Raw genomic sequence first — 13,698 nt, 5'->3', positions numbered from 1 at the left:
GAAAGTTCCTGAAAGTTCGAGTGATTATTCCGCCACCAGTGGTTCGCCGCACTTTACGCAGCGATAGGTCGCCTCGCCGCGCACCACGCGGTTGTGACGGCGGACGGTAAGCTGGTGCTGCTGGCACTGGCAGCGGTAGGGAAACGTATTGCGGCGTACCGATTCCAGCTCGAACTGGTGGGTGCGGCGAGCCGGAACGCCGAGCACCGCCTCCATCATCCATTTCCACTCTTTGCCGTGCGGCGCGACGCGGCCAAAGTGTTTCCACACCAGAAGGTGGGCCAGCTCGTGCGGCACCACTTCTTCGATAAACGCCTGCTGATTTTCCATCATCAACACCGGATTCAGGCGGATCTCATACGATTCCAGCCAGGCGGTGCCTGCCGCGGTGCCACGCTGCTGATAGACCAGCTTCGGTTCAGGATAATCGCGGCCGAGCTTCAGGTTGGCCTGGGCGAGTTTTTCCCGCAGGCTGCGCATAACGGCTTGCTGAATGGCGATGGGGAGACGGGGAGATTTCATAGGGGCAGAGCATAAAGCGGGAAGCGGGGAGGCGCAAGAGGCGCCTCCCGCAGGAGGATCAGTCGTGTGCGCCGATTTCGCGCAGAGGACGACCTTTCATCAGGTTACGTTCAATGTGTTCCAGTGAAACATGTTTGGTTTCAGGAACCAGCCAGATCGTGAGAACAATAAAGAACAGGTTCAGACCGGCGTAGACCCAGAAGGTATTGGCATTACCCAGGGTATTGAGCATGGTCAGGAACGTTGCGCCGACGATCATGTTGGCAATCCAGTTGGTTGCGGTAGAGCAGGTGATACCAAAATCACGCCCTTTCAGCGGCTGGATCTCAGAGCACAGTACCCAAATCAGCGGACCGGCGCTCATCGCAAACCCAATAATAAACATCAGCAGCATCGCCACGGCGAAGTACTGTGCCGTTGGGGAGTGAATGCCCATGTGCATCATGGTACCCAGCACGCCCATCCCGATGGCCATGACCAGGAAGCCCAGCGTCAGGGTTGGTTTACGCCCCCAGCGGTCCACCAGACCGATAGCGATAAAGGTCGCCAGCACGTTGGTCAGGCCGACGATCACGGTGCCCCACATCTGTTCGGTGGTGTTGGTGTAGCCCGCCAGTTCGAAGATTTTCGGCGCGTAATACATGATGACGTTCATCCCGGTGAACTGTTGCATGATCTGTAACAGCACACCGAGGAACACCGCGCGGCGGAAGTTGCTGTTCTCTTTGAACAGCGCCCAGCCGGACTGTTTGACCTTCAGGCTTTCGCGGATCTCTTCCAGCTCGTTTTTGGCTTCGGCGCTGGTATCACGCAGGCGTAAGAGCACGCGTTCGGCATCGTGGAAGCGGCGTTTGGCGGCGAACCAGCGCGGGCTGTCCGGCAGGAAGAAGACACCAATCAGCAGCAGAATGGCCGGAATGATGATGACGCCCAGCATCCAGCGCCATGCGCCGCTGTAGCTGAAGGCGGTATCGGAAAGATAAGCCCCCAGAATACCGATGGTGATCATCAGCTGGTACATGGAAATCATGCTGCCGCGGATTTTTTCCGGTGCGATTTCAGACAGGTACAGCGGGGCAGTATAAGACGCCACGCCCACTGCCAGACCGAGCAGCACGCGGGAGAGGATCAGCACTTCAACATTAGGCGCAGCGGCAGAGAACAGTGAGCCGGCAACGAACAGGATCGCGCCGATCATCAGGCTCTTTTTACGCCCGAGCTTAAAGGAGAGCCAGCCGCTGCCGACCGCGCCGACGGCGGCACCGAACATCATGGAGCTGACCACCCATTCCTGAGTGTGTGCGCTAATCTGGAACTCATCGGTGATGAAAGGTAATGCACCGGCAATTACGCCAATATCCAGGCCAAAGAGTAATCCTGCCAGAGCGGCGAGGAAGCAGACGAAGAACGTCATTGCCTTATTGGACGTACGCCCCTGTTTATTATTGTCAGGCATTATGCCCTCCAGTTGGGTTATCAGTTTTTACGATATTAAGAGTAGGTGAGCGGCTCATAAAAATATGTGAGTCAAATCACAACGGTGTAATCGGTTACACTAGTTTGTAACCGTAAAAATAATTAAAGCTTTGAAAATATAGAGGTAAATTAATTGATATGCATCGCGTTTGCACAAATTTCAGACTTAACTGAAAGGGAATGTAACAGCAGAAGAAATGCGATCATGCAAAGAGAATATTCTGAAAGCGGGGTATAGAGAGTGAGGTGTAAACGGTTCCAAACATTGCCGGGTGGCGGCTGCGCCTTACCCGGCCTACCAAAATTCACTACCCGTAGGTCGGGTAAGGCATAGCCGCCACCCGACATAAAAAAGGCCAGCACAAAGGCTGGCCTGTTTAAGCTGCTGGCAGTCGATTATTTCAGACCGGCAGCATCACGCAGCAGGGCGGCTTTGTCGGTTTTTTCCCAAGGGAAATGTTCGCGACCAAAGTGACCGTACGCTGCGGTTTCCTGGTAGATTGGGTGCAGCAGATCCAGCATCTGAATCAGACCGTATGGACGCAGGTCGAAGAACTCACGCACCAGCAGGGTCAGCTGTTCAGAAGGCACTTTTTCAGTACCGAAGGTTTCCACCATGATGGAGGTTGGCTCAGCCACGCCGATGGCGTAGGAAACCTGAATTTCACAGCGGTCAGCCAGGCCCGCAGCAACGATGTTTTTCGCCACATAACGTGCAGCGTACGCCGCAGAACGGTCCACTTTAGACGGGTCTTTACCGGAGAACGCGCCGCCACCGTGGCGCGCCATGCCGCCGTAGGTATCTACGATGATTTTACGACCGGTCAGACCGCAGTCACCCATTGGGCCGCCGATAACGAAGCGTCCGGTTGGGTTGATGAAGAATTTGGTCGCAGAGCTCAGCCATTCAGTTGGCAGAACCGGCTTGATGATCTCTTCCATCACCGCTTCCTGCAGGGATTTCTGGTCAATATCTTCAGCATGCTGCGTGGAAAGAACCACGGCATCAATGCCGACGATTTTCCCGTCGTCATACTGGAAGGTAACCTGGCTTTTCGCATCCGGACGCAGCCACGGCAGGGTGCCGTTTTTACGCACTTCAGCCTGACGCTGCACCAGACGGTGTGCGTAAGTCACCGGCGCTGGCATCAGCACGTCGGTTTCGTTGGTCGCGTAGCCGAACATCAGGCCCTGGTCGCCCGCGCCCTGTTCCAGCGGATCGGCACGGTCAACGCCCTGGTTGATGTCCGGGGACTGTTTGCCGATAGCGCTCAGTACGGCGCAGGAGTTGGCATCAAAGCCCATATCAGAATGTACATAACCGATCTCACGCACCGTGTTACGGGTGATCTCTTCGATATCAACCCATGCGCTGGTGGTGATCTCACCGCCAACCAGAACCATGCCGGTTTTGACATAGGTTTCACACGCTACGCGCGCCTTTGGATCCTGCGCGAGGATCGCATCCAGCACCGCATCGGAGATTTGGTCAGCAATTTTATCAGGATGTCCTTCTGATACGGACTCGGACGTAAACAGGTGTTTTGCCATGTTTTATTTCACCTAAAAGGAATTTGGTTAGCTCGAACTGCTGTGTGGAATAGCCAAAGGAGATAATTCTACCAAGGCCTGCAGGATTTTGACACTGGCAGTCTGAGTGTTAATCGGTATGGATGGATTAACATCTGGACGTCTATTTTAGGTCACTTCTTCACCCGATTTCCAGTTTTTTTTGACTCACCTCTCACTGCGTTGAAAACACGGCTGGAAATTTTTCCTGACGGCGCTGGCAACCTGCGCATTTTTGTTTTGCTTTTTAGCGACCTTCTCGGTATAAAACGCGGCGCGCGGCTCATATAAATTAAGCGCTCGATGAACACATCGTGTCGCCACTTCCAGCCGGGTTAAGCAGTGAACTTTTAGCTTTGGCTTGTGGTCCGTTTCAGCAGAGGCGGCCGTGGAGGTGATACGAGATAATGAACCATTGTTTTCCGCTCATTCAGCGCAGTCGTTCTGGCGCGCATTTGATTCCCACCCGCACTTCTGGTCTAAACACCTGCCGATGTTATACCCATCTCGGTGCTTCTCAGGATTCCAGAGCCGGTCACGCTTTGTGAAAACTGAACAAGGGCGCTCTTGTTAATACAGGAGTTTTCTCGTGGTTTCGCCGAACCTTGTCATACAGAGTTCGGATACGTGTTTTACAATGATATGAATAAGAAACCGGTCGCACGGTCTGGATTTCAGCATACTCTGCTGGGAAATGGAGCCGTTAATGGGTTGTTATCGCCGTATAACGCTGCGATAGTAGTCAACTGTTTTACACTTAATACAAAGAGTTGAGGTTCGCTATGTCTGACGACATGTCTTCGCTTTCGCCTTCGTCAGCAGGCGAACAGGGTGTACTACGTTCTATGCAGGAGGTTGCGATGAGCTCCCAGGAAGCCAGCAAGATGCTGCGCACTTACAATATTGCCTGGTGGGGCAATAACTACTACGACGTTAACGAGCTGGGCCACATCAGTGTCTGCCCGGATCCGGACGTCCCGGAAGCGCGCGTGGATCTCGCTAAGCTGGTGAAAGCCCGTGAAGCCCAGGGTCAGCGCTTGCCTGCACTGTTCTGCTTCCCGCAGATCCTGCAACATCGCCTGCGTTCTATTAACGCCGCGTTCAAACGCGCGCGGGAATCGTATGGTTATAACGGCGACTATTTCCTCGTTTACCCGATCAAGGTAAACCAGCACCGTCGCGTGATTGAGTCCCTGATCCACTCCGGCGAACCGCTGGGCCTGGAAGCTGGCTCCAAAGCGGAGCTGATGGCGGTTCTGGCGCACGCGGGCATGACCCGGTCGGTGATCGTCTGTAACGGCTATAAAGACCGCGAATACATTCGTCTGGCGCTGATTGGCGAGAAGATGGGCCACAAGGTCTATCTGGTGATCGAGAAGATGACCGAAATCGCGATCGTGCTGGAAGAGGCCGAGCGTCTGAACGTGATCCCACGCCTTGGCGTGCGTGCGCGACTGGCGTCGCAGGGTTCCGGTAAATGGCAGTCTTCCGGCGGTGAAAAATCCAAGTTCGGCCTCGCGGCGAACCAGGTGCTTCAGCTGGTGGAAATTCTGCGCGAGCGCGGTCGTCTGGACAGCATTCAGCTGCTGCACTTCCACCTTGGCTCGCAGATGGCCAACATTCGCGACATTGCCACCGGCGTGCGTGAATCGGCACGTTTCTACGTTGAGCTGCACAAGCTTGGCGTAAATATTCAGTGCTTTGACGTGGGCGGTGGCCTGGGCGTGGATTACGAAGGGACACGCTCGCAGTCTGACTGCTCGGTCAACTACGGCCTGAACGAATACGCCAACAACATTATCTGGGCGATTGGCGATGCCTGCGAAGAGCACGGCCTGCCGCACCCGACGGTGATCACCGAATCCGGCCGCGCGGTCACTGCGCACCATACGGTGCTGGTCTCTAACATCATCGGCGTTGAGCGCAGCGAAATCACTGAAGCCACGCCTCCGGCAGACGATGCCCCACGTTCCCTGCAAAGCATGTGGGAAACCTGGCAGGAGATGCACGAGCCGGGCACGCGTCGTTCTCTGCGCGAATGGCTGCACGACAGCCAGATGGATCTGCACGACATTCACGTCGGTTATTCTTCAGGCACCTTTAGCCTGCAGGAACGCGCGTGGGCGGAGCAGCTCTATCTGAACATGTGCCATGAAGTGCAGAAGCAGCTCGATCCGAGCAACCGCGCACACCGTCCGATTATCGACGAGTTGCAGGAACGTATGGCGGACAAAATGTACGTCAACTTCTCCCTGTTCCAGTCGATGCCGGATGCCTGGGGTATCGACCAGCTGTTCCCGGTTCTGCCGCTGGAAGGGTTGAATCATGCGCCTGAACGCCGCGCGGTGCTGCTGGACATTACCTGTGACTCCGACGGCGCGATTGACCACTACGTCGACGGTGACGGTATCGCAACGACCATGCCAATGCCGGAGTACGATCCGGAGAACCCGCCAATGCTGGGCTTCTTTATGGTGGGCGCGTATCAGGAGATCCTCGGCAACATGCACAACCTGTTCGGTGATACCGAAGCGGTTGACGTGTTTGTCTTCCCTGACGGCAGCGTGGAGGTTGAGCTGTCCGACGAAGGGGACACCGTGGCGGATATGCTCGAATACGTTCAGCTGGATCCGAAAAAACTGCTCACCCAGTTCCGCGATCAGGTCAAAAACACCGGTCTGGACGATGCCTTGCAGCAGCAGTTCCTGGAAGAGTTTGAAGCGGGTCTGTACGGTTACACCTACCTGGAAGACGAATAAGCTTTTTATTCCCTCTCCCCTCTGGGGAGAGGGTTAGGGTGAGGGGCAAAGGCCGCACAATGCCCTATACTCACTTGAACCCGTATGAATTAACGGCGATAATTCGCCCCACTATGCGATTTACGAATCAATCCCTTCCTCGTCGGGTTTAACGACGCGGAGGGGATTTTTTTTCATCTGTTTTAATGTATCGACTTTATAAGAGGTCAGGACATGAGCACTTTAGGTCATCAGTACGATAACTCTCTGGTATCTAACGCGTTTGGTTTTTTACGCCTTCCGATGAACTTCCAGCCTTACGACAGCGATGCTGACTGGGTGATCACCGGCGTACCGTTCGACATGGCAACGTCCGGTCGTGCGGGTGGACGTCATGGCCCGGCGGCAATCCGTCAGGTTTCCACCAACCTGGCCTGGGAGCACAACCGCTTCCCGTGGAACTTCGACATGCGCGAGCGCCTGAACGTGGTGGACTGCGGTGATCTGGTGTACGCCTTCGGTGACGCGCGCGAAATGAGCGAAAAATTGCAGGCGCACGCCGAGAAGCTGCTGGCGGCCGGTAAACGCATGCTCTCCTTCGGCGGTGACCACTTCGTGACCCTGCCGCTGCTGCGCGCCCACGCGAAGCACTTCGGTAAAATGGCGCTGGTGCACTTTGACGCGCATACCGACACCTACGCGAACGGCTGCGAATTCGACCACGGCACCATGTTCTACACCGCGCCGAAAGAAGGCCTGATCGATCCGAACCACTCCGTGCAGATCGGCATCCGCACCGAGTTCGACAAAGACAACGGCTTCACCGTACTCGACGCGGGCCAGGTGAACGATCGCGGCGTGGACGATATTCTGGCTCAGGTTAAGCAGATCGTCGGCGATATGCCTGTCTACCTGACCTTCGACATTGACTGCCTGGATCCGGCATTTGCGCCGGGCACCGGTACGCCGGTGATCGGCGGCCTGACCTCAGACCGCGCCATCAAGCTGGTGCGCGGCCTGAAGGATCTGAACATTGTCGGGATGGACGTGGTGGAAGTGGCTCCGGCCTATGACCAGTCCGAGATCACCGCGCTGGCCGCGGCGACCCTGGCGCTGGAAATGCTCTACATCCAGGCGGCGAAAAAAGGCGAATAAGCCTTACGCGCTGATTGCTGCTGCGTGGTGCATGCGCAGCAGCAACATTCCCCAGGCCAGCGTGAAGGTGTAGACAAACCCCGGTTATTTCGCGGGCGATGACCATTCCCGTCAGCGAGCCTAACAAAGGCGAAACCGCGCAGACCGCGGCCCAAATCGCAATGCTGCTTAATAATCCCTGCCGATAATGAAGTTTGCTTTCAATAACCGGCGTTAATAATAGAGCGGAAAAACCATAACCCAGAAGAAAGCAGGTCATGAGTAGACCCTATAACATTCTGTTTTCATTTAACTGAAAATGTTCGGCAAATTCCGAGTTTAAAATCATTACCGAGATATTTACCCGATCGACGTACGAAATAATAATGAGTAATAAAAGCGCAATCGTGCCTTGCCATCTTGCCGTCATCATGTCCGCCTTACGTTTTTTGTAACTTATATTTTTTATCAATGTGATTGTCACGGAGCTAAAATGATTCACCTGTGAAACTCATTGTTTATTAAAGATAAATTAAAAATCAGTTTCACCGGTGAAACGCGAAAGAGGTGACGTTAATTTATTTTTAAAGAGTAAAAAGAAAGGAAGTCAATATCTTTTATTCAAAATAAGAGACCATTAAAAAAACGTATTTCTCACGCTGTAATAATGAAAATTTCATATCGCTGCATTTTTTCGTGATCCCTTGCACACTTAGTTAATTAATTGCCGATCGATTAACAAATTCGTCACATTGTCGCTTGACGAAACATTCATCGCTTTTATATTGACCGTATTAAATAAGAAACAGAGTTTCATATATGAAACAAAAGCCTGGAGGATCGTGATGAGCTGGATAGGCGTATGTGACGCAGAACAAGTACAGGAAGATTTCCCTTTTAGCGGCAACGTCGACGGGAAAGAGATCGGCGTTTACCTGATCGATGGTGAATATTACGCGCTGGAAGACGTATGCCCCCACGCCTATGCCCTGCTGAGTCAGGGCTTCGTAGAAGACGGCAAGGTGGAATGCCCGCTGCACGAGGCGGTGTTCGACGTCAAAACCGGCCAGTGTCTGCACGGCCCCGGAGGACGCAACCTCAACCGTTACCCGGTTCGGGTCTTTGAAAACCAGATTCAGATTACCTTTGTTGAGGAGATCGTGGCATGAGCGACACGCTGAACTACAACCCGGCGCTGCCGGAAAGCCGCCAGTTTACCCCGCCGGCAGAGGGCGGTAATGGCGCCATTCACAAGCCGGGCGAGTACCAGAATCTGATCTGGCAGACCCGCAGCCGCGAGCCGGAAAGCTGGGAGGTGAACCTGATTGCCACGCTGGAAGATCTCTTCGAACAGGGCGTTGAAACGCTACCGGAACTGGTGAACGGGCTGAACGCGGTGCGCATGCATGACCAGCAGGGTGAGCCGTGGCGCGAGGCCAGCTTCCAGGCATTCTTACAGGTTAACGGCTACTGAGGACAACGCGATGACGACGACCGTACAACACTATCTGGATAAAGGCCTGCGCGGCCTCTGGTATCCGGTGCTGGCGAGCTGGGAAGTGCAGTCTGCGCCGGTGGGCATCACCCGCCTGGGCGAGCAGATTGTGGTCTGGCGCAACAAAGACGGCCAGGTGCAGGCGCTGGAGGACCGCTGTCCGCACCGCGGCGCGCGCCTGTCGATGGGCTGGAACCTCGGCGACCGCATCGCCTGCTGGTATCACGGCGTAGAGGTGGCGGGCAACGGCGAGGTGAAAGACGTGCCCGCTGTGGATAAATGTCCGCTGGTCGGCCAGCAGTGCGTGCGCAGCTATAACGTGCAGGAGGCGCACGGCGCCATCTTCCTCTGGTTTGGCGTCACCGCGGATCAGCAGCCGGACGAACTGACCTTCCCGGATGAACTCGCCGACACGGACAGCTTCAGCAACTTCCTCTGCACCGCCGCGTGGAAATGCAATTACCAGTACGCGCTGGAAAACGTGATGGACCCGATGCACGGCACCTATCTGCACTCCTCCTCGCACTCGATGGCGGAAGGGGATCGCAAGGCCGACATGGTGCTCCAGCCGACCAAAACCGGCTTTATCTTTGAGAAGAAAGGGCAGAGCGGCGTCAACTTCGACTGGGTGGAGCTGGGCAACAGCGGCACCTGCTGGATGCGTCTCTCCATTCCGTACAAGAAGCGTTTCGGGCCGGGCGGCCACTTCTTTATCGTCGGCATGGTGGTGCCGGAAGATAACGACAACTGCCGCGTCTTCTTCTGGCGCATCCGCCGCGTGCAGGGCTGGCAGCGCGATATGTGGCGCTTCATGTACCGCAACCGGCTGGAAAAACTGCACTGGGAAGTGCTGGAGCAGGACCGCGTGGTGCTGGAGAGCCTGGCGCCAAACGCCCGCGATCATGAATACCTGTATCAGCACGATGTTGGCCTCTCGCGCCTGCGTCGCATGATGCAAAAGGCCGCCAAAGAGCAGCTGGCGATGCGTGAAGCACAGCAGGGGGCCGCCTGATGAACGGGCTGCTGAGCGGTAAGCGCATCGTCATAACCGGCGCCGCGCGCGGGCTGGGCTTTCACTTTGCCAAAACCTGCGCGGAGCAGGGCGCGGCGGTGGTGATGTGCGACATCCTCAAAGGCGAGCTGGCCGAGAGCGCCCACCGGCTGTGTGAGCAAGGCTATGCGATCGAATCGCACGTTATCGATCTGGCCGATCCGCAGTCCATTGAGCAGGTGTTCAGCGCGATTGGCGAGCAGGGGCAGATTGACGGTCTGGTGAACAACGCGGCGATGGCGACGGGCGTCGGCGGCAAAAATATGCTCGATTACGATCCGGATCTCTGGGATCGGGTGATGAGCGTCAATGTCAAAGGCACCTGGCTGGTGACGCGCGCCGCGGTGCCGCTGCTGCGCGAGGGGGCGGGCATCGTGAACGTCGCGTCCGACACCGCACTGTGGGGCGCGCCGCGCCTGATGGCCTACGTCGCCAGCAAGGGCGCCGTGATTGCCATGACCCGCTCAATGGCGCGCGAACTGGGTGAAAAGCGTATACGCATTAACGCCATCGCGCCGGGGCTAACCCGCGTCGAGGCGACGGAATATGTCCCCGCCGAACGGCATCAACTCTACGAAAACGGCCGCGCGTTAACCGGGGCACAGCAGCCGGAAGACGTCACCGGCAGCGTGGTCTGGCTGTTAAGCGATCTGTCGCGGTTCATCACCGGACAGCTGATCCCGGTCAACGGCGGTTTTGTCTTTAACTAAGGTAGGGCGATGATGGCAAACGATCAGGAAGTGAAGTATCTGGTGCCGGGGCTGGAGCGCGGTTTACAGCTGCTGTTGGCCTTTGGCGAGCAGCATCGCGATCTGACCTTTGCCGAACTGCATCGGCTGGTGGATATGCCGAAGGCCACCGCCTATCGCGTGGTACAGACGCTGGAGTACATGGGATTTCTGGAGCGCAACACGCGCACCAATACCTTTTCGCTGGGCATGAACGTGCTGCGTCTTGGCTTTGAGTACATCGCCTCGCTGGACGTGGCGCAGGTCGGCCAGCCGGTGATCGAGCAATTGCGCGACGTGAGCCAGTGCAGCAGCCATCTGGCGATCCGCGACGGGCGCGACATTATCTATATCGCCCGCGTCAGCGCCGCCGGGTCGCGTATCAACCAGGTCAGCATTGGTACCCGTCTGCCGGTGCACTGCACCTCGCTGGGCCGCATGCTGTTGACCGATATTTCCCGCGCTGATTTCGAACAGCTGTTCCCGCATGAGCGCCTGCCGGGCAACACGCCGGGGCAGCTTCACGACCGCGAAGCCCTGTGGCAGATGGTGCAGCAGGACAAAGCCCGCGGGTATGTCATTGGCGAATCCTTCTTCCGCCACGGCATCTCTTCCATCGTCTACCCGGTGTATGACCGAAGCGGCCGCGTGGCGGCGGTGGTCAGCATTCTGGTGCCGTCGGAGGAGATCCCACTGAGCGACCGCGAGCGCCTGCAAAACGAGGTTCGCCTTGCGGCGGATAAAATTTCTGGCTTCTTAGGGTATCTGTCACAGGCCTGTTAAATCAGTGAGTTAACGTCAGGCGCTTGACTGCGTCGGGCATGTTTTACGCCCAATCTGGGCCAGATGAGGCAACGAACGATGAGTATAACCGGAATTGAAAAGCTGGAATTTGGTGTGGAAGATCTGACGCACTGCGCCAAATTTATGCGTGATTTTGGCCTGACGGGCGATGCCAGCGGCCAGCGTTTCACCACCCTGAGCGGCGCGCGCGTGGAGCTTAACCCGATCGACAGCCCCGACCTGCCGCCCGCGTTTGAAGCGGGCAACACTCTGCGCCGCATGACCTGGGCGGTTGCCAGACAGTCTGAGCTGGACGCGCTGCGCCCGAAGCTGGCGCAACAGCCAGGTTTTCGTGAAGTGGGCGACGCGCTGGAATGCCTGGATCCGAACGGCATGACGCTGCGCGTGCAGGTGACCCAGCAGACCGACGTGGAGCTTAACGTCGAGCCAATAAACCAGTGGGGCGACGCCCGCCGTATCGACACGCCCAGCCCGGTTTACGATCGCGCCCAGCCGATCAACGTGGGGCATGTGGTGTTCTTCGTGGAAGAGCTGGCGGCAGTGGAGAAATTCTACCGCGAGGTGCTCGGCTTCCAGGTCTCGGATCGCTATATCAACCGCGCCGTGTTCCTGCGCTGCGGGGCGCGTGGCGGCCATCACAACCTGTTCCTGCTGCAACTGCCGAACCGCAAGCGCGGCCTTAACCACGTGGCCTTCACCGTGCGCGACATCCACGAGGTGATCGGCGGCGGTATCGCGATGAATAAACATGACTGGAGCACCTTTATCGGGCCGGGCCGTCATCCGGTGTCGTCGGCGTACTTCTGGTACGTCAACAGCCCGACCGGCGGCGCGTTTGAGTATTACACCAACGACGACTACCTGACCGAAAACTGGCAGCCGCGCGAGCTGGAGCATTCCCTGGTCTCCTTTACCGAATGGGCGGTGGAGGGCGGGATTGACCACGACACGCGCCGTCAGCAGAAAAAGCCGGAGGCGGTATGACATCGCGCATTGTCATTATCGGCGGCGGCCAGGCGGGCGGCTGGGCGGCGAAAACCCTGCGTGACGAGGGCTTCGACGGCGAGATTTGCGTGGTGGCGGAAGAGGAATGGGATTTCTACGAGCGGCCGCCGCTGTCAAAAGCGTCTCTGCTGGAGCCGGACTCCGCGCTTCCGCGGCTGTTTAGCGAAGAAGCGCAGCAGGCACTGAACCTGATCTGGTACCGCCCGCTGCGTGCTGAATCAGTCGATCGTGAAGAGAAAATCGTGCGTTTAAGCAACGGCGAACGTCTTAGTTACAACATCCTTTTAATCGCTACCGGCGGGCGGGCGCGCCTGCCTTCGCAGGCGTGGGCCAGCCATCCGCAGGTTTATACCCTGCGCCACTGGCAGGACGCGCAGCGTCTGAAGGCGCGTCTGGCGGAAAGTAACAAACTGGCGATTATCGGCGGCGGCTGGATTGGCCTTGAGATTGCCGCTTCCGCGCGGAAAAGCGGCGTGGCGGTCACCCTGTTCGAGCAGCAGCCTGCGCTGTGCATGCGCTCGGTGAGCAGCGAGGTGTCCCAGCGCCTGGAGGCCATCCACCGCGAGCAGGGGGTGGCGATCCGTACCGGCTGCGGCGCGCTGGAGCTGGAGGACGATAATGGCCTGCCGGTCATCCACTGCGACGGCAACCGTGAAACCTTTGATACGGTCGTGGTCGGGATCGGCGTCGATCTCAATCTGGAGCTGGCGCTTGATGCGGGGCTGAAAACCGGGCGCGGGATTGTGGTGGATGCCCAGGGATGCACCTCGGATCCATTCATCTTTGCCGCTGGCGATGTGGCCCAGCACCATCACTACGGCCTGTGCATCCAGTCCTGGGCCTTCGCCCAGAATCAGGCGGTGGCGACGGCGAAAGCGATGCTCAACCGCGATGCGCCAGGTTATGACGACGCGCCGTGGCTGTGGTCGGATCAATATCAGCACAATATTCAGATCCTCGGTATTCCGCAGCCGGAGAGTAAAACGATAGTGCGTGAAGATGCGCTGTTCTTCTCGCTGGATGAAAACGGGCGGCTGACGCAGCTGGTGGCGTTCAACGATGCGCGCACCGTCAAGCTGGCGAAGCGCTGGATGGCGGCGGGGCGGGATCTGTCGAACGTACCGCTTGCCGACCCGACATTTTCACTGATGTCACTGCGATAGCTAACCCGCACCC

At 57.1% G+C, this 13,698-nt stretch carries 14 protein-coding genes and 1 pseudogene; 11 read left to right on the top strand and 4 right to left on the bottom strand.

Annotated features, from left to right (window positions below; genetic code table 11):
- Positions 1-24: 24 nt before the first annotated feature.
- The 3 genes from ACOT0L_RS14835 to metK all read right to left on the bottom strand — a co-directional run bounded on the left by ACOT0L_RS14835 (position 25) and on the right by metK (position 3,549).
- Positions 25-522: a SprT family zinc-dependent metalloprotease gene (locus ACOT0L_RS14835; protein ID WP_032621896.1), complete on the bottom strand. Its 498-nt coding sequence runs from the start codon at positions 520-522 to the stop codon at positions 25-27.
- A 58-nt stretch (positions 523-580) separates the two neighbouring features.
- Complete coding sequence (gene galP, locus ACOT0L_RS14830; RefSeq protein ID WP_023306911.1) at positions 581-1,978, bottom strand: galactose/proton symporter; 1,398 nt, start codon at positions 1,976-1,978, stop codon at positions 581-583.
- A 416-nt stretch (positions 1,979-2,394) separates the two neighbouring features.
- Positions 2,395-3,549, bottom strand: coding sequence for a methionine adenosyltransferase (metK, locus tag ACOT0L_RS14825; RefSeq protein WP_022649349.1), 1,155 nt, complete (start codon positions 3,547-3,549; stop codon positions 2,395-2,397).
- Positions 3,550-3,974: 425 nt separating this feature from the next.
- Between metK and ACOT0L_RS14820 the strand changes: the two genes are divergently transcribed.
- The 4 genes from ACOT0L_RS14820 to speB all read left to right on the top strand — a co-directional run bounded on the left by ACOT0L_RS14820 (position 3,975) and on the right by speB (position 7,460).
- Positions 3,975-4,115 (top strand): hypothetical protein, encoded by a 141-nt coding sequence (locus ACOT0L_RS14820; RefSeq protein WP_418251239.1) that lies wholly within the window; start codon positions 3,975-3,977, stop codon positions 4,113-4,115.
- Positions 4,116-4,209: 94 nt separating this feature from the next.
- Positions 4,210-4,341: an acid stress response protein YqgB gene (yqgB, locus tag ACOT0L_RS14815; protein ID WP_057979949.1), complete on the top strand. Its 132-nt coding sequence runs from the start codon at positions 4,210-4,212 to the stop codon at positions 4,339-4,341.
- Between the two features lie 8 nt (positions 4,342-4,349).
- Positions 4,350-6,326: a biosynthetic arginine decarboxylase gene (gene speA / locus ACOT0L_RS14810; protein WP_022649348.1), complete on the top strand. Its 1,977-nt coding sequence runs from the start codon at positions 4,350-4,352 to the stop codon at positions 6,324-6,326.
- Positions 6,327-6,539: 213 nt separating this feature from the next.
- A complete protein-coding gene (speB, locus tag ACOT0L_RS14805) occupies positions 6,540-7,460 on the top strand; it encodes an agmatinase (RefSeq protein ID WP_017382921.1) in 921 nt (306 codons plus the stop codon).
- A gap of 76 nt (positions 7,461-7,536) precedes the next feature.
- On the opposite strand, the pseudogene ACOT0L_RS14800 reads toward speB, so the two are convergent.
- Positions 7,537-7,869 (bottom strand): annotated as a pseudogene (locus ACOT0L_RS14800) (MFS transporter); the annotation flags it as partial.
- 415 nt (positions 7,870-8,284) lie between these two features.
- Between ACOT0L_RS14800 and ACOT0L_RS14795 the strand changes: the two are divergent.
- The 7 genes from ACOT0L_RS14795 (at position 8,285) to ACOT0L_RS14765 (ending at position 13,685) form a co-directional block, all read left to right on the top strand.
- Positions 8,285-8,608: a Rieske (2Fe-2S) protein gene (locus ACOT0L_RS14795; RefSeq protein WP_108367933.1), complete on the top strand. Its 324-nt coding sequence runs from the start codon at positions 8,285-8,287 to the stop codon at positions 8,606-8,608.
- Positions 8,605-8,913 (top strand): recombinase-like helix-turn-helix domain-containing protein, encoded by a 309-nt coding sequence (locus tag ACOT0L_RS14790; RefSeq protein ID WP_126503463.1) that lies wholly within the window; start codon positions 8,605-8,607, stop codon positions 8,911-8,913. The genes ACOT0L_RS14795 and ACOT0L_RS14790 overlap by 4 nt, the downstream gene beginning before the upstream one ends.
- Before the next feature lie 10 nt (positions 8,914-8,923).
- The gene (locus tag ACOT0L_RS14785; protein WP_003860047.1) at positions 8,924-9,946 is read left to right on the top strand and encodes an aromatic ring-hydroxylating oxygenase subunit alpha; all 1,023 of its coding nucleotides are present in this window, start codon (positions 8,924-8,926) and stop codon (positions 9,944-9,946) included.
- On the top strand, positions 9,946-10,695 hold the full coding sequence (locus tag ACOT0L_RS14780) for an SDR family oxidoreductase (RefSeq protein ID WP_023298564.1): 750 nt from the start codon (positions 9,946-9,948) through the stop codon (positions 10,693-10,695). Before ACOT0L_RS14785 ends, ACOT0L_RS14780 begins: the two co-directional genes overlap by 1 nt.
- Positions 10,696-10,707: 12 nt before the next feature.
- On the top strand, positions 10,708-11,496 hold the full coding sequence (locus ACOT0L_RS14775) for an IclR family transcriptional regulator (protein WP_126503501.1): 789 nt from the start codon (positions 10,708-10,710) through the stop codon (positions 11,494-11,496).
- Between the two features lie 78 nt (positions 11,497-11,574).
- Complete coding sequence (locus ACOT0L_RS14770) at positions 11,575-12,501, top strand: VOC family protein (RefSeq protein ID WP_063137629.1); 927 nt, start codon at positions 11,575-11,577, stop codon at positions 12,499-12,501.
- Positions 12,498-13,685, top strand: coding sequence for an NAD(P)/FAD-dependent oxidoreductase (locus ACOT0L_RS14765; RefSeq protein WP_126503461.1), 1,188 nt, complete (start codon positions 12,498-12,500; stop codon positions 13,683-13,685). The genes ACOT0L_RS14770 and ACOT0L_RS14765 overlap by 4 nt, the downstream gene beginning before the upstream one ends.
- Positions 13,686-13,698: the final 13 nt, after the last annotated feature.

It is taken from the genome of Enterobacter cloacae complex sp. XAL002 (genome assembly GCF_049236805.1).
In the GTDB taxonomy this organism is placed as follows: Bacteria; Pseudomonadota; Gammaproteobacteria; order Enterobacterales; family Enterobacteriaceae; genus Enterobacter; species Enterobacter intestinihominis.
The sequence above is the reverse complement of the archived record's forward strand: the minus strand, read 5'-3'. Positions and strand labels throughout refer to the sequence as shown.